Consider the following 18,265-nt stretch of genomic DNA (forward strand, 5'->3'; position numbering starts at 1 on the left):
GGACGAACGAGTGGGCAATCGTGGTGCGGAAGGAGTGCGACGTGCACGGGTACTCGAACCGTCTCAAGACGGCCGGTCTCCTCATCGGGATGTCCGCGCTGATCGTGTTCATCGGGGCGCTGTTCGGCAACTCGACGATCCTGCTGGTCTCGATCGTCCTCGCGGTCGGGATGAACGCCTACGCGTACTTCAACAGTGACAAGCTCGCGCTGCGGGCGATGCACGCCCAACCGGTCACCGAGGTGCAGGCGCCGGCGATGTACCGGATCGTGCGCGAGCTGGCGACCACAGCGCACCAGCCCATGCCGCGCCTCTACATCAGTCCGACCAACGCACCCAACGCATTCGCGACCGGGCGTAATCCGCGTAACGCCGCCGTCTGCTGTACGACGGGCATCCTCGAGATCCTGAACGAGCGGGAACTACGTGCGGTGCTCGGGCACGAACTCGCGCACGTCTACAACCGCGACATCCTCATCTCGTCGGTGGCCGGGGCCATGGCCGCCGTCATCTCGGGTCTGGCGAACTTCGCGTTCTTCGCTTCCGCCTTCGGCGGTAATCGGGAGGGAGGAGCGAATCCACTGGCGCTTCTGCTGGTCTCCCTGCTCGGCCCGATCGCGGCGTCGGTGGTCAAGCTCGCCGTGTCGAGGTCGCGCGAGTACCAGGCCGATCAGTCGGGTGCCGAGCTCACCGGTGATCCGCTGGCCCTCGCATCGGCGCTGCGGAAACTTGCAGCGGGCACCCAAGTCGCGCCGTTACCGCCCGAGCCGCAGCTCGCGGCGCAGTCGCACCTGATGATCGCCAACCCGTTCCGGACGGGCGACAAGATGAGCCGACTGTTCTCGACGCACCCGCCGATGGCGGACCGCATCGTCCGTCTCGAGCGCATGGCCGGGATCCGCTGATCCCCGCGGCGATGCCGATCCCACCTCGAACACGGCTCCGCCCGCGACGATGGCCGCGGGCGGAGCCGTAGGGGTGGAATGCCTCAGCGGTAGTTGACGAACTGCAGGGCGATGTCGAGATCGGCATTCTTGAGCAGGGCGATGACCGCCTGCAGGTCGTCGCGCTTCTTGCTGCTGACCCTCAGCTCGTCGCCCTGGATCTGGGCCTTGACGCCCTTGGGGCCCTCGTCGCGGATCAGCTTGGAGATCTTCTTCGCGTTCTCCTGGCTGATGCCCTGCACCAGAGTGCCGGTGATCTTGTGGACCTTGCCGGACTGGGTCGGTTCGCCGGCGTCGAAGGACTTCAGCGAGAGGTCGCGGCGGATCAGCTTCTCCTTGAAGACGTCCAGTGCGGCGAGAGCACGATCCTCGGTCTCGGCCGTGATCGTGATGGCCTCCTCGCCCGACCACTCGATGTGGGCCCCGGTGTTCCGGAAATCGAAGCGGTTGGCGATCTCCTTCGCTGCCTGGTTCAGTGCGTTGTCCACTTCCTGGCGGTCGACCTTGCTCACCACATCGAACGACGAATCAGCCACGTCTCACTCACTTCCGGATCGATCTTCAACGGTTGTTACCCAGCCGACGCTATCGGGTCCATCGGGGCTGTGACCACCCGGTTTGCGTTTCGGGGGGGTGTGCGTTGTATTCTTCCAAACGCATCGAGGACGCGGTCCCGATCGCACCCGGCAGGTTGCCCGAGCGGCCAATGGGAGCGGACTGTAAATCCGTCGGCTTACGCCTACGTAGGTTCGAATCCTACACCTGCCACCGGAACGGCCCCGGTTCTTCGGAACCGGGGCCGTTCTGCGTTCCGGGGGGTGTCCCCGAATCCCTGTGTCCGGTGCGTCCCGAATCGTGGTGTCCGGTGCCGTCCCGTATCGGTCCGCAGCCGGGGTTCGGTTCGTCGGGTTGGGGAAGGAGCCACGTTTATGTGCCACTACCAGCGGATTTTGCACTCCGACGGAGTGTGTGTAATCTTTTGGAGGCCGCAGCGAGCAGAGATGCTCCGAAGGCCACGCCCCCTTAGCTCAGTCGGCAGAGCGTTTCCATGGTAAGGAAAAGGTCGACGGTTCGATTCCGTCAGGGGGCTCGCTGGATTGGGGTGCCGCCTTCGTAGCGACACTCGGCACCGAGGCGGTGTAGCTCAGTTGGTAGAGCAAACGACTCATAATCGTTGCGTCGCCGGTTCAAGTCCGGTCACCGCTACCAAAAGTTCATTGATCCACCCTGATCGATACTGATCGGATTGACGCGAAAGAAGGCATCCCGTGGCCTCCTCTACTGACGTTCGGCCGAAGATCACCTTGGCCTGCGAGGTGTGCAAGCACCGTAACTACATCACCAAGAAGAACCGTCGCAACGACCCCGACCGGCTCGAGCTGAAGAAGTTCTGCCCGAACTGCGGTACGCACCAGTCGCACCGCGAGTCGAAGTAGCCGGTAGGAACGACGTCGACGCGTAAGGTCTCCGCAATATCGACCGCGCCAGTTGGCGTCGTCGGAATTGCGGAGGTTTTGCGTATGACGAACGTACTCGAGAACCAGGAATCGGTAGACGCGACCGAACAGGCCGGGATCCAGTTCGATGTCGCCGCGCACGCCAAGTCGATGGTCGGGCACCACTACCGGGTGGACGACTACTACGAGGTGGGTCGCGAGAAGATTCGCGAGTACGCCCGTGCCGTGCGGGATTCGCACCCGGCGCATCACGACGACGAAGTGGCCCGAGGCCTGGGTTACGACGGAGTGATCGCACCCCTGACCTTCGTGTCGATCATCGGCATGATCGCTCAGCGCAAGCTGTTCGAAGAGATCGTCACCGGATACGACCTCAGCCAGATCATGCAGACCGACCAGAGGATGGTCTACCACCGGCCGATCCAGGCCGGAGACCGGTTGTTCTGCGACGTCCACCTCGACGATTTCCGTCAGGCGGCCGGCAGCGACATCATCACCACCAAGAACGTCATCACGGATCAGCACGACAACCTCGTCCTCACCTCCTGGACGACGCTCGTGGCGCGATCCGGTGGCGAGGTCGACGACAACATCGCGCATGCGGTCAAGGATGTGGTGATGCACAGTGACACTCCGTAGCTTCGTGGATATCGCGGTGGGTGACGAACTTCCGTCGAAGGTCGTCACGCTCACCCGCGGAAATCTGGTCAACTATGCCGGTGTATCGGGGGATCCCAACCCGATCCACTGGAGTGACAAGGTTGCCGAACTGGCCGGCTTGCGCGATGTCGTCGGGCACGGCATGCTCTCGATGGGCATCGCGGCCGGCTTCGTGACGGAGTGGCTGGGCGACCCCGGAGCGGTGATCGAATACAACGTTCGATTCACCAGTCCGGTATATGTGGAGGCCGACAAGGCCGCCGAGATCGAGTTCACCGGCAAGATCAAGTCGGTGGACGAGGAAAGCAAGACAGCAGTGGTCGCTATCGTGGCGAAGTCGGAGGGTCGGAAGATCTTCGGACGGGCCACGGCAACGGTCCGTTTGGCCTGACGGCCGAGCGGATTGGGTTTGTCCCGGGGCAATGCAGTACACTTAGGCTTCTGGGATCGCGTAGCAGCGCGCTGCTCTTCGAAGGCCCCGACGGGCCCGACGGAGTAGCGCGCGTGTCATGTGGTCACAGATGGGTCGGTTCCGGACACTCGCCTCGTACGAGGAGTGTCGATGTCCGACCAAAGGGGCGTAGCTCAATTGGCAGAGCAGCGGTCTCCAAAACCGCAGGTTGCAGGTTCAAGTCCTGTCGCCCCTGCCCCCGGACTGCCAGCGACCGAGAGGAACGATGTGAGCGAGGAGCGCGGTCAGCGCCACACCGGTACCGCAGGGAACACTCCCGGCGATGCCGACACGGCCACCGGCGCGACCCCCGACGGTTCCTCCGTGGCCGCTCGGCCCACCGGAAAGCGTGCTGCCCGTCGGGGCTCCGCCGCAGCGACGAGTGGGGTGTCCACGACGAAGGCTCCCCGCACGGCCACGGCCGTGCGCGATCACCCCGCCGCGAAGTCCGAGAATATCTTCAAGCGTCTCGCCCGATTCTTCCGTGAGGTCGTCGCCGAGCTCCGCAAGGTGATCTGGCCCAATCGCAAACAGCTGACCACCTACACAATCGTGGTCCTTGCGTTCGTGACCGTCATGACGGCGTTCATCTTCGGATTGGATCTGGCGTTCGTGCAGGGTGTCAGCTGGTTGTTCGGTTAGCGCCTGTCCGCGCGAGACGAAAAATGTGATCGACGAGAGGAAAGTGCCCGGTGAGCACCCCCGAGAACGACTCGTACGAGGCTTCGGCCGAGGACCACGTTTCGGACGAGGCCTTGGTTGACGACGTGACGGCCGAGTCGGCGGATGCGGACACCGAGGTCTCCGAGTCCGACGTTGCCGGCTCCGACGACGCAGAGGCAGCCGAGGAGGTCGATCCGGCCGAGGCCCTCGAGAAGCAGCTGCGGCGCGAGCCCGGCGACTGGTATGTCGTGCATTCGTACGCCGGCTACGAGAACAAGGTGAAGACCAACCTCGAGACCCGCGTGCAGAACCTGGACCTCGCCGACTACATCTTCCAGGTCGAGGTTCCGACCGAAGAGGTCACCGAGATCAAGAACGGTCAGCGCAAGCAGGTCAACCGCAAGGTCCTGCCCGGCTACATCCTGGTGCGGATGGAACTCAACGACGAGTCGTGGGGTGCCGTGCGGAACACGCCCGGCGTGACCGGTTTCGTCGGAGCCACCTCCCGCCCGTCGCCGCTGACGATCAAGGAGGTCGTGAAGTTCCTCCTGCCGCAGCAGACGAAGAAGAAGCCGGCGGCAGGCGCCCCGGCAGCCGGGGAGCAGGCTCCCGCCGCCGCTGCGAAGCCCACCATCGAGGTGGACTTCGAGGTCGGCGAGTCCGTCACCGTGATGGACGGGCCGTTCGCCACCCTGCCGGCGTCCATCAGCGAGGTGAACGCCGAGCAGCAGAAGCTCAAGGTCCTGGTGTCGATCTTCGGCCGTGAGACTCCCGTGGAGTTGTCGTTCAACCAGGTGTCGAAGATCTGACGGTCCTTCGGACCCGACGGCGCCGGCATGCGGCGCACAAGCTTGCAGTAGCAGTACGCAAGAACCACACCGAGCAAGAAACTAGGAATAGAGATGCCCCCCAAGAAGAAGAAGATCGCCGGGCTCATCAAGCTCCAGATCCAGGCCGGCCAGGCCAACCCGGCTCCGCCGGTCGGCCCCGCGCTGGGTCAGCACGGCGTCAACATCATGGAGTTCTGCAAGGCGTACAACGCCGCGACCGAGTCGCAGCGCGGCAACGTCGTGCCGGTCGAGATCACGGTCTACGAGGACCGCTCGTTCGACTTCAAGCTGAAGACCCCGCCGGCCGCGAAGCTGCTGCTCAAGGCTGCGGGTGTGCAGAAGGGCTCCGGCGAGCCGCACAAGACCAAGGTTGCGAAGGTGACGATGGATCAGGTGCGCGAGATCGCCAAGACCAAGCAGGAAGACCTGAACGCCAACGACATCGAGGCGGCCGCGAAGATCATCGCCGGCACCGCTCGCTCGATGGGCATCACCGTCGAGGGCTGAGTCCTCGACAGGGTGGGGGACGACCCCAACCCGCTGTAGCACTCGTGGGAGGGCCGGCCAGGCCCGCTACCACGCCCGAACCATTCACCTGATGGTGAGAAGTTAGGAAAGAACATGGCAAAGCGCAGCAAGGCATACCTCGCCGCGGCCGAGAAGATCGACTCGGATTCTCTGTACAGCCCCCTCGCAGCTGCCAAGCTCGCGAAGGAGACCACCTCGAAGAACTACGACGCCACCGTCGAGGTCGCCATGCGACTCGGTGTGGATCCCCGTAAGGCGGACCAGATGGTGCGCGGCACGGTCAACCTGCCGCACGGCACGGGTAAGACCGCTCGCGTCATCGTCTTCGCGGTGGGCGAGAAGGCTGCAGAGGCAGAGGCCGCAGGTGCCGACGTGGTCGGCGCCGAGGATCTCATCGAGCGTATCCAGGGCGGCTGGCTGGACTTCGACGCCGCGATCGCGACCCCCGACCAGATGGCGAAGGTCGGCCGTATCGCCCGCGTCCTCGGTCCCCGCGGTCTCATGCCGAACCCGAAGACGGGCACGGTCACCCCGGACGTCGCGAAGGCCGTCACCGACATCAAGGGCGGCAAGATCAGCTTCCGCGTCGACAAGAACGCCAACCTGCACTTCGTGATCGGCAAGGCCTCGTTCGACGAGACCAAGCTGGTCGAGAACTACGCCGCCGCTCTGGACGAGGTGCTCCGCGCCAAGCCGTCCAGCGCGAAGGGCCGCTACATCAAGAAGGTCACGATCGCTACGACCACCGGCCCGGGCATCCCGGTGGATCCGCAGCGCACCCGCAACCTCCTCGAGACCGCGGAGTAGATTCGCACTGCAGGTTCACTACTGCAACAGGTCCTGCGCAGTAGGTACGCATCCGAACGGCCGGCACAGCATTGCTGTGCCGGCCGTTTTGCATCGCGGCGACGTCATCCGCTACAGTGGTCGGGTAGTTCGGCGTGTGCCGATCTCCACCCCGATCATGTTCTACCCAAGACCGTTGGTCACCGAATCCGCGTGCGGATCGGTTGAAGGTCCGGATTCGTCCGGCGGCCCACGCAGGAGGACGAGGTCAGGAAAGATGTGAACCGCGAACGTGCTTCGAGCGCGATCGATGTTCCTCCTCCTGTACGCCCCGTGTGCCCTGCGCCGGGGCGTTCGTCGTTTCCGGATCCTGCGGTCCCCCGGTGGAGCGTCCCAGTCGGGACACCGGGAAAACGACTGTTACTGAGAGGAGGCGAAGTATGGCAAAGCCCGAGAAGGTTTCCGCGGTTGCGGAGATCACCGAGCAGTTCAAGACCTCCACGGCCGCCGTGATCACGGAATACCGTGGTCTGTCGGTGGGACGTCTGACCGAGCTGCGTCGCGCTCTCGGAGAGGGTGCCACCTACTCCGTCGCCAAGAACACCCTGGTCAAGCGTGCCGCCGCTGAGGCGGGCGTCGAGGGTCTCGACGATCTGTTCGTCGGTCCGACCGCCATCGCGTTCGTCAAGGGCGAGCCGGTGGACGCTGCGAAGGCCCTGAAGACCTTCGCAAAGGACAACAAGGCACTCGTCATCAAGGGCGGCTACATGGACGGCGCTGCGCTGTCCGTGGAGCAGGTCAACCAGATCGCGGACCTCGAGTCCCGCGAGGTGCTGTTGGCCAAGCTCGCCGGCGCGATGAAGGGCAACTTGGCAAAGGCCGCAGGCCTGTTCAACGCCCCCGCTTCGCAGGTGGCCCGCCTCGCGGCCGCTCTGCAGGAGAAGAAGGCGGGCGAAGAAGCCGCCTGACGCTGATCCGCATCATTGCGAATCCGCATCACCGCGAAAGATACATCCACGCGTGCTCCGGTACGCACCATCCCATCGAGTCGCGGACCGGCGACATGGGACTTATCAGGAAGGACCGCCACCATGGCGAAGCTCACCACCGAAGAGCTGCTCGACGCGTTCAAGGAACTGACCCTGCTCGAGCTCTCGGAGTTCGTTAAGGCATTCGAGGAGACCTTCGAGGTCACCGCTGCTGCTCCGGTCGCCGTCGCTGCTGCCGGCGCCCCGGCTGCCGCTGCCGAGGCTGCTGAGGAGCAGGACGAGTTCGACGTCATCCTCGAGGGTGCCGGCGAGAAGAAGATCCAGGTCATCAAGGTCGTTCGCGAGATCGTCTCCGGCCTGGGCCTGAAGGAAGCCAAGGACCTCGTCGAGGGTGCTCCGAAGCCGATCCTCGAGAAGGTCGCCAAGGACGCTGCCGACGCCGCCAAGGCCAAGCTCGAAGAGGCCGGCGCCAAGGTCACCGTCAAGTAAGACGGTTTCCGGACTTTCCGAGAGCGCTCCGGCGCTCTTCGGAAACGGTTTCGCACAAGGGCCGTTTCCGCGAATTCGCTTCGCGGAAACGGCCCTTCTGCATATCGTTGAAAAGGAACTCCGAGCAAAACGCCCGGTATCGCGAAAATGGTTCCGCCCGTGTTCGCGCAGGTCACGGCGTAACTCAACATATGTGAACCCCCTTGTCCGAGATCCTTACTCATGAGTAGGATCGCTTGTCACAGGTACCACTATCCATGCGATAGAGTGGCCCAACCCACACGGGGGCGACGGTATCGGACAGCGGAGGTAATAGTGGGAGTCGAGGTTTCCGTCGAGGGGCTGACCAAGTCCTTCGGCTCGCAGCGCATCTGGCAGGACGTGACCTTGACCTTGCCGGCGGGCGAGGTCAGCGCTCTGCTCGGCCCGTCGGGTACCGGTAAGTCGGTGTTCCTCAAGTCGCTGATCGGCCTGCTGCGCCCGGAGCAGGGTTCGATCGTGATCGACGGCACAGACATCCTGCAGTGCTCGAGCAAGGAACTCTACGAGATCCGCAAGCTGTTCGGCGTGCTGTTCCAGGACGGTGCGCTGTTCGGCTCGATGAATCTCTACGACAATGTGGCATTCCCGCTGCGCGAGCACACCAAGAAGCCCGAATCCGAGATCCGGCAGATCGTGATGAGCAAGCTCGAACTCGTCGGCCTGCTCGGCGCGGAGGACAAACTGCCCGGTGAGATCTCCGGTGGTATGCGCAAGCGCGCCGGACTGGCCCGGGCGCTGGTGCTCGACCCGGAGATCATCCTCGTCGACGAGCCCGACTCGGGCCTCGATCCGGTGCGCACCACCTACATCTCGCAGACGCTGATCGACATCAACGCCGAGATCGACGCGACGATCCTGATCGTCTCGCACAACATCAACCTGGCCCGGACGGTGCCCGACAACATCGGCATGCTGTTCCGGCGGCAGCTGGTGATGTTCGGTCCACGGGAAGTGTTGCTGACCTCGGACGAGCCGGTGGTCAAGCAGTTCCTCAACGGCACGATGATCGGTCCGATCGGCATGTCGGAGGAGAAGGACGAAGCGACCATGGCACACGAGCAGGCGCTCGTCGAAGCCGGTCATCACGCCGGTGGTGTGGACGACATCGAAGGCATCGTGCCGCAGATGCAGGCCACCCCGGGGATGCCGGAACGTCAGGCGGTGCGGCGGCGTCAGGAGCGGGTCCGGTCGATCCTGCACACCCTGCCCCAGGCCGCGCAGAGCGCCATCCTCGAATCGCTCGATCACGGCGGCGCGCCTGCCGCTCACAGTGGCTACACCGACGACGACACCCAGGTCATTCCCGTCTACTCCGGAGAGGGATACGAACAGGCGCAGGTCCAGAAGTAATACAGCCCCGAGGTAGTACAGCCCCAGAAGAAGTACAGCCGCAGGCTGGAGAAGTAGGAGTTTAGATGGGGGCGGGCAGCTCGCTCGTGCGACCGGTTCACGGCGCACTCACCCAGGCCGGCAACATCGTCGAACTGTTCGTCGACGTCGTGCGGAATACCTTCCGCCGACCGTTCCAGTTCCGGGAGTTCATCGAACAGGCGTGGTTCATCGCCAGCGTCACGATTCTGCCGACCGCGCTCGTCGCGATCCCCTTCGGGGCGGTCGTGTCGCTGCAGACCGGTTCGCTGATCAAGCAGCTCGGTGCCGAATCGTTCACGGGCGCGGCGAGCGTGCTCGCGGTGATCCAGCAGGGCAGTCCGATCGTGACAGCCCTGCTGATCGCCGGCGCCGCCGGTTCGGCGGTCACCGCAGATCTCGGCTCGCGCACGATCCGCGAGGAGATCGACGCGATGGAGGTGCTGGGCATCAACCCCGTCCAGCGTCTCGTCGTTCCGCGCGTACTCGCGATGGTGCTCGTCGCGATCCTGCTCAACGGACTCGTCTCCGTGGTCGGTATCGCGGGTGGCTACTTCTTCAACGTTGTCCTGCAGGGCGGCACACCCGGCGCCTATCTCGCATCCTTCTCGGCTCTCGCACAGCTACCCGACCTGTATGTCGCCGAGCTGAAGGCCGCCATCTTCGGCTTGATCGCCGGGGTCGTCGCGTCGTACAAGGGCCTGCACCCGGGCGCGGGACCGAAAGGTGTGGGCGAAGCCGTGAACCAGACCGTCGTCATCACGTTCCTGCTGCTGTTCTTCGCGAACCTGATCCTGACGATGGTGTACCTGCAGATCGTTCCTGCGAAGGGATCCTGACCAGATGACAGTCTCCAGAGGCCGCGGAGATCTCGTCCTTCTCCGGGGTCGCCGAGCGGTGCGCGCACCGCTCGACGTGCTCGACCGCGCGGGCGACCAGATGTCCTTCTACGCGCGGGCCGTGGCGTGGACACCGAGAACCCTCACCCACTACCGCAAGGAAGTCCTGCGGTTGCTCGCCGAGGTCACCTTCGGCAGTGGTGCGCTCGCCGTGATCGGCGGCACGATCGGCGTCATCGCGATGATGTCCGGCTTCACCGGCGTCGTGGTGGGACTGCAGGGTTACGCCGCGCTCGAGCAGCTCGGTTCGTCGGTGCTCACCGGCTTCCTGTCGGCCTATGTCAACACCCGTGAACTGGCCCCCATCGTCGCGGCCCTCGCGCTGTCGGCGACGGTGGGCTGCGGCTTCACGGCACAGTTGGGCGCCATGAGGATCAGCGAGGAGATCGACGCTCTCGAGGTGATGGCCGTGCCGTCGTTGCCGTTCCTGGTCACCTCACGGATGATCGCCGGATTCGTCGCCGTGATCCCGCTGTACATCATCGGGCTTCTCGCTGCCTACCTCGCGACACGCACGATCAGCACCTTGTTCAACGGCCAGTCGAGCGGCTCGTACGACCACTATTTCTATCTGTTCCTGCCACCCGAGGATGTCCTGTACTCGTTCGCGAAGGTGCTGGTCTTCGCGTTCGTTGTGATCCTCATCCACTGCTACTACGGCTTCCATGCCAGCGGCGGACCGGCCGGTGTGGGTGTGGCAGTGGGTCGTGCGGTGCGCACCGCGATCGTCACGATCGCGATCCTCGACTTCTTCCTCAGCCTCGCGATCTGGGGCACGACGACCACGGTGAGGGTGGCCGGATGAGCGATACGACCCCGTCTCCGCTGCGTCGCCGCACCCTCGGACTGATCTTCTTCGTGGTGCTGGCGTTGTTCCTGTACGTCTCGATCGCGATGTACAACAAGACCTTCACCAAGGTGGTCAAGGTCGATCTCCGTACCGACAGCATCGGCAACGCACTCCCGCTCAACGCCGACGTCAAGGCGCGCGGTGTGCTCGTCGGTGAAGTGCGCGGAACGAGCGCCGAAGGCGGAGAGGTCACGGCACATCTCGCCCTCCACCCCGACAAGGCCGCCCAGATTCCGGTGAACGCTACCGCTCAGTTGCTGCCGAAGACCCTGTTCGGCGAGCGATACGTCTCGCTGATCCTTCCCGACGATCCGGGTCGCCCAGTCGCCGACGGCGACGTCCTGGTGCAGGACACCAGCGAACGCACCGTCGAACTCGGCGACGTGCTCGACGGGTTGCTCCCGCTCCTCGAGGCGATTCCACCGCAGGATCTCGCCAACACGCTCGGTGCCCTGGCACAGGGACTGAGCGGACGCGGCGAGAAGCTGGGACGGACGGTCGACGATCTCGAACGGATCTTCCGCGAGGTGAACGTCGAACTGCCCACGCTGCAGGAGGACCTGCGTGGACTCGCAGACTTCTCCCAGACCTACTCCGAGGCCGCACCGGATCTTGTCGAGGCGTTGAACAACCTGCGCACCACCGGTGGGACGATCGTCGAACAGCAGAACCAGATCCGCACGCTGCTCGCCAGTGCGACCGCGGCGTCGTCGCAGACGGCGGATTTCCTCGAGCAGAACTCCCGTTCGATCATCAGGCTGTCGGCGGACTCGAAGGAGGCCCTGCAACTGCTCGCGCGGTACTCGCCGTCTTTCCCCTGTGCGCTGAAGGGCTTCGCCGACGCGAAGCCGGCCGCGACCGACCTGCTCGCCGTGGACGACCCGTTCCCGGGGGTGCGTGCGAACGTCCAGTTCACCAATCCAAAGGGCCGCTATCTGCCGAATCAGGACGAACCCCGGCTTCTCGACGATCGCGGGCCGGCCTGCTACGACGACGTCACCGCCCCCGGCCGGAAGTTCCCGCAGTATCCCGGCGGTTCGGTGAACGATGGCTCGTATCAGATCCCGTCGCGTAACCCCGGCCCGGAGAACATCGAGTTCTTCCCTGCTCCGGAAGGATCCGGCGTGCCCGACTCGGTCGGCGAGATCATCGGCACCCCGAACGCCGGAGCGACTCCCGTCTCCTATGCGGGGTCGCGTCTGGAACAGGACACGCTCGACGTGATCTACGGACAGGCCACCGGTGTCGAACCCGAGGACGTTCCGTCCTGGACCACCCGGCTCGGCGCTCCGGCGATTCGCGGGACGGAGGTGAGCTTCCAGTGAGAGGCCTGGCAGCACCACTGATCAAACTCGTCGTCTTCGCCGTCGTCACCGTCGTCGCGACAGGTGTCCTCGCCGCGACCATCGCGAGTGTCGGCGGTGGAGGGGGAACGAAATTCCATGCGATCTTCTCCGACGTCACCTCGCTCAACCCCGGTGACGACATCCGCATCGCGGGGGTGCGAGTGGGGCAGGTCGAGGACATTTCCGTCTTCGACGAGCGGCAGGCGCGGGTGACCTTCTCACTCGAGGAGCGCGACTGGCTCCCGGCGGGTGCCACCGCGACCATCCGGTTCCGCAATCTCGTCGGCCAGCGGTACATCGCCCTCGGTCAGGGAGAAGGGCCGCAGGGCGAGAGGATCACGGAAGGGGACACGATCCCGATCGAACGCACGAAACCGGCGGTGAACCTCACGACGCTCTTCGACGGCTTCCGGCCGCTGTTCCAGACCCTGAGCGCCGACGACGTCAACAAGCTCTCGTTCCAGATCATCCAGGTGTTCCAGGGCGAGGCCGGCACGATCGACGATCTGGTCCGCAGCACCGCGTCGCTGACGAACACCATCGCCGACAAGGACCGGGTGATCGGTGCGGTGATCGACAACCTCAACACCGTCCTCGCCACGATCGACCAGCGCGACGCGCAGCTCGATTCGCTGCTGGTCAACACGCAGGCCCTGGTCAGCGGGCTGTCGGCCGACCGGGCCACGGTCGGATCGGCCGTGCAGTCGCTGGCCGGGCTGACCGACGCCGTCTCCGACGTGCTCGAACCGACCCGTCCGTCGATCGCGCAGTCCATCACGGCTCTCGAACAGGTGACCTCGAATCTCAACGCGAACCGCGACGAGGTCGACCGGGTCCTCGAGACCCTGCCGGTCAAGCTCGACAAGCTCGGGCGCGTGGCCAGCTACGGTTCGTGGTTCCAGTTCTATCTGTGCGGCATCGACGTCGTCGCAGGTCCCGGTTCGGTTCCGTACCTGAACCTGCCGACGGGGCTGCCCACCGTGAACCAACCCATCTATACGAATGCGGCGAAGCGTTGCTCGCAGGACGGGATGCAGGAGTTGCAGGGACGATGAGCAAACGTCGTAGTCCGGCGGCCGCCGGTGCTCTGGGCATCGTCGTGGTGCTGCTGGGGACACTGTCCGCCTTCTTCCTCGACGAACTGCCCATCATCGGGGCGGGCGCGACCTACAAGGCCGAGTTCAGCGAGGCCGCGGGTCTCAAGCCCACCAATGAGGTGCGGATCGCCGGTGTGAAGGTCGGAAAGGTCACCGGAGTCGACCTCGAGGGAGACCGGGTGATCGTCTCGTTCAAGGTCCAGGACGCCTGGGTGGGCGACGACACCTCTGCCTCCATCCAGATCAAGACCATCCTCGGGCAGAAATACCTTGCGCTCGACCCGCGGGGTTCGGAGGTGCTCGACCCGGACGATCGGATCCCCCTCGACCGGACCGTGGCGCCGTACGACGTGATCGAGGCGTTCTCGTCGGCGGCCACGACCATCGGCGAGATCGACACCGAACAGCTCGCGACGGGCTTCGAGACCCTGTCGGAGGCGTTCTCGGAGACGCCCGACGACATCCGGGCCTCGCTCGACGGCGTCAGCCGCCTGTCCGAGACGATCTCGAGCCGAGATCAGGAGCTGAAGAAGCTTCTCGACGCGACCGGCAACGTCTCGAAGGTGCTCGCCGACCGCAATGCCGAGTTCAACCGGTTGCTCTCCGACGGTGCCCTGCTCGTCGCCGAACTCAACAACCGGCAGCAGGCGATCTCCCAGTTGCTCGACGGCACCAAACGGTTGTCGGCCGAACTCACGGGGCTCGTCGAGGAGAACCGGGAGACCATCGGTCCCGCTCTGCAGCAGCTGCGCGGTGTCGTCGACATCCTCCAGGAGAACAACGACAACCTCGATCGGGCCATGGAACTGTACGAGCCCTTCGTCCGCGTCTACACCAACGTCGTCGGTAACGGCCGGTGGTTCGACCAGGTCATCGTGAACCTCACCCCGCCGGGTCTGCCGGAGATCCCCGGATACCGCGAGCCCGGGCGCCGCCTGGAAGGGGGCAACTGATGGCACACTCCGAAAACGGGGAGTCCCGCAGCAATCGCGGGCGCATCGCGCTGATCGCGGCCGTCGTGGCGGGTGCGGTGGCACTGGCCGGGGTGGGGTGGTGGTTGTTCACCCGTCTGGGCACCACCGAGATCACCGCCTATTTCGACAAAGCCGTCGGGATCTACGAAGGCTCCGACGTCCGAGTGCTGGGTGTCGAGGTCGGGACGGTGACGTCCGTCGAACCTCAGGGCGATCTCGTGAAGGTCGGCCTGAGGGTGAATCGGAGCATCGACATCCCGGCAGACGCCCGGGCCGTGCAGATCACGCCTTCGGTGGTCGCCGACCGGTACGTGCAGCTCACCCCGGCCTACAGCGGGGGCGACAAGATGAGCAGCGGCGCGGTGATCGAACGCGATCGCACCGCCACCCCCGTGGAGGTCGACCAGCTCTACGCGAGCATCGACGAGCTGTCGCGCGCGCTCGGTCCGAACGGCGCCAACCGTGAGGGTGCGCTGACCGACTTCGTGGAGGTCGGAGCCCAGAACCTCGCCGGAAACGGTGAGGCACTCGGCCAGAGCATCGAGAACCTGTCGGCGGCCGCACGCACACTCGACCAGTCCCGTGACGATCTCTACGGCACGATCGAGAACCTGCAGGTCTTCGTCAGTGCGCTCGCGGCCAACGACGAGCAGGTTCGGCAGTTCAACGCGCAGCTCGCCGATCTGTCGGGCTTCCTGGCGGGGGAGCGGCAGAATCTCGGAGAGGCTCTGAACACCCTGTCGGTCACCCTCGGCGACGTCGCGACGTTCGTCCGCGACAATCAGGCGGCCGTGAAGGACAACGTCGACGCGCTGGTGCCGATCACCGAGACATTGGCGAATCGTCGCCAGGAACTCGTGGATTCGCTGACCCTGCTGCCGCTCGCCGTGAGCAATCTCGTCAACTCCTACGACGCCGAAGCCGGGGTGCTCGCGTCGCGGCTCGTTCTGCCCGACCTGCAGGATCCCGCGGGAACGGTGTGCAAGCTCATCGACCTGGGGAATCTCGTTCCGGGCGACCCACGTTTCGAGCAACTCGGCCGGCAGATGCAGCCCCTGATCGACCGTTGCCGCGACATCGCGACGCAGATCACCGAGGACCAGAGGTCCCCGGATCTGATCCTGCCGTTCGGCGTCCTCAGCGGCGAGAACATCCAGCGGCAGGTCACCCCGGGCACGGTGCCCGGAGTGGTCTCGCCTCGGTTGGACATCCAGGGAGGAGATCGGTGAGCGGCGCGAAGAGGGCGAGTCGCGCAGGTGCGTTCGGCGCGGGCGCGTGCGTGGTCGCGGTGACGATCACGGGCTGCGGCGGTCTGTCCGACATCCCGCTGCCCGGTGGCGCCGACGTGGGTAGCAACCCGATCCGTCTGTCCATTCAGTTCGAGGACGTGCTCGACCTGGTTCCGCAGTCGAGTGTGAAGGTGGACGGTGTGCCGGTGGGGCGCGTCGAATCCATCTCGGTGGCATCGGACTTCGGCTGGACCGCGGACGTCGGGATCGTGCTCGATTCGACGGTGGATCTACCGGCGAACGCGTTCGCGACCGTCGAGCAGTCGAGCCTGCTCGGCGAGAAGTTCGTCCAGCTCACCCCTCCCGAGGACGAGCCTCCGACCGGACGGCTCGCCGACGGTGACGTCATCCCGCTCGAACGTACGCGGCACGCCACCGAACTCGAACCGGTGCTCGGCGCGCTGTCGCTGCTGCTCAACGGTGGCGGGGTCGGTCAGCTCGCGCCGATCGTCAGAGAGTTGTCGACGGCCTTCGACGGGCGCGAGGACACCACGCGCAGTCTCATCGAGCAAGCCGAGGCACTCATCACCGGCCTCGAACAGCAACGCGACGACATCACCCGGGCACTCGACGGCCTCGATCAGCTGACGGTGCGGGTCGCCGAGCAGAACGAGAAGATCGCCGGGATACTCGACGAACTGCCGGTCGCGACGGAGGTACTCGAGCAGCAGAGGCCGGAGCTGACGCAGCTGCTGGCCCAGCTCGACCGGCTCGGCAGCACGGGCGTGGACATTCTCGACCAGTCCAAGGAAGACCTGATCGCGGATCTGCTCGCACTGCGTCCGACCCTTCAGCAGTTGGCAGCGTCGGGCGACGACCTCGTCGAGGCACTCGCCTTCGTGCCCACCGTGCCCTTCCCGGACGGTGTGGAGAAGATCGCGCTGGGCAACTCGGTGAACCTCTTCCTCGTGGTCGACCTGCAGATCGGTGATGCGCTGGCCGCGCTCGGCGTGGGCCAGGGTGAGCCGGTCTACCGCGAGCCGCGGTTCGGAAATCCGAAACCTCTGGTCGACCCGTCCAATCCGTACTACGGCGGGAACGGGCCCGCACCCGGTTGGCCCACCGTGTCGCTGCTGCCGGTGCTGCCTGCCCCGCGCCTGCCGGAAGGGCTCACACTGCCCGACGGCGTGCTGCCCGACGGGATCGAGATTCCGGGCGTCACCGATGCAGGCGCGGACAGGAGCACCGAAGGTGAACCGGCTCCGCCACCGGGGCCGCTGGAAGGATTGCTGAATCGGCTCGGACTCGGGGGTGGACAGTGAGATCGCGCCTGGTGAAAGTGCAACTCGCGCTTTTCGTGATCATCGCGCTGTTCGGCATAGTGTTCGTCGGCGCGCAGTACGTGCGCCTCGACAACCTGCTGGGGTTCGGTCAGTACACCGTCAACAGCCGGTTCCCGACCGCCGGCGGCATCTTCCCGAACGCCGAGGTCACCTACCGCGGCGTGCCCGTGGGGCGGGTCGGTTCGCTCAGCCTCACCGACGACGGCATCAACGTCGAGCTGCGTCTGGACAACGGCGGACCTCGGATCCCCGCGTCGGCCACGCCCGTGGTGGCGAACCGGTCGGCGATCGGTGAACAGTACGTCGACCTGCAGCCCCCGAACGACGAGGGCCCCTACCTCGAAGAGGGATCCGTCATCGAGGGCACCGAGGAAGATCTGCCCACACCGGTCGAAGAGCTGCTGGTGAGCACGAACGACCTCGTGTATTCGGTTCCGCTAGAGCCGCTGCGCACCGTCGTCACCGAACTCGGGGCGGCGTTCGACGGGCGGGGCGACGACCTGCAGGTGCTCGTCGACGCGCTCTCCGGTCTCAGCCGGAAGGGGGCGGAGAGCCTGCCGCAGACGGTCACTCTCATCCGGGACAGCCTCACGGTCCTCGACACGCAGTCGGAGCAGGCGTCGGCGATCCAGCAGTTCAGCTCGGATCTGGACCTGGTGACCGCACAGCTCCGCGACAGCGACCCCGATCTGCGCCGCCTGATCGAGACCGGCACCGATGCCGGCGACCAGCTCTCGCAACTCATCGAGGGTTCCGGGCCGGGTCTGACGACCGATCTGACCAATCTCGCGGCGTTGGCGGAGACGGCTGCGCCGCAGGCGATCGCTCTGCAGCCGCTGCTGGCCTTCCTGCCTGCCGTCGCGGGTAGCGCGAGTACGGTCGCGCCGGGCGACGGCGCGGTGCGGCAGGGCATCGTGCTCGAGACCAACAATCCGCCGTCGTGCACCATCGGGTACGAAGGAACGCAGGAACTCCTGGCTCGTCTGCGCGCGGAGAATCCGGACTTCGACGACACCCAGCAGGACTTCCCCTACGACACGAACGTCTCGTGCGAGGTTCCGCAGGGCAGTGTCACCGGCGTGCGGAGCGCGAACCGCATCGTCTTCGCCGACCCCAATACGATTCAACCCTGGGATTTCAAGCCGAAGAAGGACCCCGACAGGCTCAACCTGAATCCGATCGCGACGCAGCTCGCGCCGTTGCTCGGAGTCACCCCGAAGTGAGCAGTAAGTAGGTTTGTGGAGTGAGTGCACCAAGATCCTCCGACGCTCCGTCCATCCCGTCCACATCCGCCGGCGACGAGTCGCGGGCGGGTGTGCG

Annotated in this window: 20 protein-coding genes and 4 tRNA genes; 23 read left to right on the forward strand and 1 reads right to left on the reverse strand. The window is 65.2% G+C overall.

All coding sequences use genetic code 11. The features are described 5' to 3' along the window. Positions 1-41 precede the first annotated feature (41 nt). Complete coding sequence (gene htpX, locus ABZ789_RS11765; RefSeq protein ID WP_358423672.1) at positions 42-905, forward strand: zinc metalloprotease HtpX; 864 nt, start codon at positions 42-44, stop codon at positions 903-905. Positions 906-988: 83 nt separating this feature from the next. On the opposite strand, the gene ABZ789_RS11770 is transcribed toward htpX, so the two are convergent. Continuing rightward, positions 989-1,480, reverse strand: a complete 492-nt coding sequence (locus ABZ789_RS11770) for a YajQ family cyclic di-GMP-binding protein (protein ID WP_358423675.1) — start codon at positions 1,478-1,480, stop codon at positions 989-991. 149 nt (positions 1,481-1,629) lie between these two features. Between ABZ789_RS11770 and ABZ789_RS11775 the strand changes: the two genes are divergently transcribed. The 22 genes from ABZ789_RS11775 (at position 1,630) to ABZ789_RS11880 (ending at position 18,168) form a co-directional block, all read left to right on the forward strand. Beyond that, positions 1,630-1,712, forward strand: a tRNA-Tyr gene (locus ABZ789_RS11775). A 249-nt stretch (positions 1,713-1,961) separates the two neighbouring features. Continuing rightward, positions 1,962-2,034, forward strand: a tRNA-Thr gene (locus tag ABZ789_RS11780). A gap of 43 nt (positions 2,035-2,077) precedes the next feature. Further along, positions 2,078-2,153, forward strand: a tRNA-Met gene (locus tag ABZ789_RS11785). A 59-nt stretch (positions 2,154-2,212) separates the two neighbouring features. After that, a complete protein-coding gene (gene rpmG, locus ABZ789_RS11790; protein ID WP_003941903.1) occupies positions 2,213-2,380 on the forward strand; it encodes a 50S ribosomal protein L33 in 168 nt (55 codons plus the stop codon). A gap of 84 nt (positions 2,381-2,464) precedes the next feature. Next, positions 2,465-3,040, forward strand: a complete 576-nt coding sequence (gene hadA / locus ABZ789_RS11795; protein ID WP_358423678.1) for a (3R)-hydroxyacyl-ACP dehydratase subunit HadA — start codon at positions 2,465-2,467, stop codon at positions 3,038-3,040. Continuing rightward, the gene (hadB, locus tag ABZ789_RS11800; protein WP_358423681.1) at positions 3,027-3,452 is read left to right on the forward strand and encodes a (3R)-hydroxyacyl-ACP dehydratase subunit HadB; all 426 of its coding nucleotides are present in this window, start codon (positions 3,027-3,029) and stop codon (positions 3,450-3,452) included. The genes hadA and hadB overlap by 14 nt, the downstream gene beginning before the upstream one ends. Before the next feature lie 183 nt (positions 3,453-3,635). Beyond that, positions 3,636-3,708: transfer RNA gene (locus ABZ789_RS11805), tRNA-Trp, on the forward strand. A gap of 32 nt (positions 3,709-3,740) precedes the next feature. Further along, positions 3,741-4,154, forward strand: coding sequence for a preprotein translocase subunit SecE (secE, locus tag ABZ789_RS11810; protein WP_358423684.1), 414 nt, complete (start codon positions 3,741-3,743; stop codon positions 4,152-4,154). A gap of 50 nt (positions 4,155-4,204) precedes the next feature. After that, positions 4,205-4,984: a transcription termination/antitermination protein NusG gene (gene nusG / locus ABZ789_RS11815; RefSeq protein ID WP_358423687.1), complete on the forward strand. Its 780-nt coding sequence runs from the start codon at positions 4,205-4,207 to the stop codon at positions 4,982-4,984. A 93-nt stretch (positions 4,985-5,077) separates the two neighbouring features. Next, the gene (rplK, locus tag ABZ789_RS11820; protein WP_006552290.1) at positions 5,078-5,512 is read left to right on the forward strand and encodes a 50S ribosomal protein L11; all 435 of its coding nucleotides are present in this window, start codon (positions 5,078-5,080) and stop codon (positions 5,510-5,512) included. Positions 5,513-5,626: 114 nt separating this feature from the next. Further along, positions 5,627-6,340, forward strand: a complete 714-nt coding sequence (rplA, locus tag ABZ789_RS11825) for a 50S ribosomal protein L1 (RefSeq protein ID WP_358423691.1) — start codon at positions 5,627-5,629, stop codon at positions 6,338-6,340. A 419-nt stretch (positions 6,341-6,759) separates the two neighbouring features. Continuing rightward, positions 6,760-7,287: a 50S ribosomal protein L10 gene (rplJ, locus tag ABZ789_RS11830; RefSeq protein ID WP_016932672.1), complete on the forward strand. Its 528-nt coding sequence runs from the start codon at positions 6,760-6,762 to the stop codon at positions 7,285-7,287. A 123-nt stretch (positions 7,288-7,410) separates the two neighbouring features. Further along, a complete protein-coding gene (rplL, locus tag ABZ789_RS11835; RefSeq protein ID WP_016932673.1) occupies positions 7,411-7,797 on the forward strand; it encodes a 50S ribosomal protein L7/L12 in 387 nt (128 codons plus the stop codon). Positions 7,798-8,109: 312 nt separating this feature from the next. Beyond that, positions 8,110-9,189 (forward strand): ABC transporter ATP-binding protein, encoded by a 1,080-nt coding sequence (locus ABZ789_RS11840; protein ID WP_358423914.1) that lies wholly within the window; start codon positions 8,110-8,112, stop codon positions 9,187-9,189. Positions 9,190-9,254: 65 nt separating this feature from the next. Next, on the forward strand, positions 9,255-10,046 hold the full coding sequence (locus ABZ789_RS11845) for an ABC transporter permease (protein WP_358423696.1): 792 nt from the start codon (positions 9,255-9,257) through the stop codon (positions 10,044-10,046). A gap of 4 nt (positions 10,047-10,050) precedes the next feature. Beyond that, positions 10,051-10,911, forward strand: coding sequence for an ABC transporter permease (locus ABZ789_RS11850; protein WP_358423699.1), 861 nt, complete (start codon positions 10,051-10,053; stop codon positions 10,909-10,911). After that, positions 10,908-12,281, forward strand: coding sequence for an MCE family protein (locus tag ABZ789_RS11855; protein ID WP_358423702.1), 1,374 nt, complete (start codon positions 10,908-10,910; stop codon positions 12,279-12,281). Before ABZ789_RS11850 ends, ABZ789_RS11855 begins: the two co-directional genes overlap by 4 nt. Beyond that, positions 12,278-13,357 (forward strand): MCE family protein, encoded by a 1,080-nt coding sequence (locus ABZ789_RS11860; protein ID WP_358423705.1) that lies wholly within the window; start codon positions 12,278-12,280, stop codon positions 13,355-13,357. Before ABZ789_RS11855 ends, ABZ789_RS11860 begins: the two co-directional genes overlap by 4 nt. Further along, positions 13,354-14,352, forward strand: coding sequence for an MCE family protein (locus tag ABZ789_RS11865; protein WP_358423708.1), 999 nt, complete (start codon positions 13,354-13,356; stop codon positions 14,350-14,352). The genes ABZ789_RS11860 and ABZ789_RS11865 overlap by 4 nt, the downstream gene beginning before the upstream one ends. Continuing rightward, on the forward strand, positions 14,352-15,602 hold the full coding sequence (locus ABZ789_RS11870) for an MCE family protein (RefSeq protein WP_358423711.1): 1,251 nt from the start codon (positions 14,352-14,354) through the stop codon (positions 15,600-15,602). The genes ABZ789_RS11865 and ABZ789_RS11870 overlap by 1 nt, the downstream gene beginning before the upstream one ends. Further along, entirely contained in the window at positions 15,599-16,924 is a 1,326-nt protein-coding gene (locus tag ABZ789_RS11875; protein ID WP_358423714.1) for an MCE family protein, read from the forward strand. Before ABZ789_RS11870 ends, ABZ789_RS11875 begins: the two co-directional genes overlap by 4 nt. Then, entirely contained in the window at positions 16,921-18,168 is a 1,248-nt protein-coding gene (locus tag ABZ789_RS11880) for an MlaD family protein (protein ID WP_358423717.1), read from the forward strand. Before ABZ789_RS11875 ends, ABZ789_RS11880 begins: the two co-directional genes overlap by 4 nt. Positions 18,169-18,265: the final 97 nt, after the last annotated feature.

Source organism: Rhodococcus sp. NPDC047139 (assembly GCF_040643435.1).
In the GTDB taxonomy this organism is placed as follows: Bacteria; Actinomycetota; Actinomycetes; order Mycobacteriales; family Mycobacteriaceae; genus Rhodococcus.

Excerpts from the sequence above, each read along its gene's own strand:
- hadA (WP_358423678.1), top strand. The coding sequence starts at position 2,465 with ATGACGAACGTACTCGAGAACCAGGAATCGGTAGACGCGACCGAACAG.
- rplK (WP_006552290.1), top strand. The coding sequence starts at position 5,078 with ATGCCCCCCAAGAAGAAGAAGATCGCCGGGCTCATCAAGCTCCAGATC.
- rplA (WP_358423691.1), top strand. The coding sequence starts at position 5,627 with ATGGCAAAGCGCAGCAAGGCATACCTCGCCGCGGCCGAGAAGATCGAC.
- rplJ (WP_016932672.1), top strand. The coding sequence starts at position 6,760 with ATGGCAAAGCCCGAGAAGGTTTCCGCGGTTGCGGAGATCACCGAGCAG.
- rplL (WP_016932673.1), top strand. The coding sequence starts at position 7,411 with ATGGCGAAGCTCACCACCGAAGAGCTGCTCGACGCGTTCAAGGAACTG.
- ABZ789_RS11845 (WP_358423696.1), top strand. The coding sequence starts at position 9,255 with ATGGGGGCGGGCAGCTCGCTCGTGCGACCGGTTCACGGCGCACTCACC.
- ABZ789_RS11850 (WP_358423699.1), top strand. The coding sequence starts at position 10,051 with ATGACAGTCTCCAGAGGCCGCGGAGATCTCGTCCTTCTCCGGGGTCGC.
- ABZ789_RS11855 (WP_358423702.1), top strand. The coding sequence starts at position 10,908 with ATGAGCGATACGACCCCGTCTCCGCTGCGTCGCCGCACCCTCGGACTG.
- ABZ789_RS11865 (WP_358423708.1), top strand. The coding sequence starts at position 13,354 with ATGAGCAAACGTCGTAGTCCGGCGGCCGCCGGTGCTCTGGGCATCGTC.
- ABZ789_RS11870 (WP_358423711.1), top strand. The coding sequence starts at position 14,352 with ATGGCACACTCCGAAAACGGGGAGTCCCGCAGCAATCGCGGGCGCATC.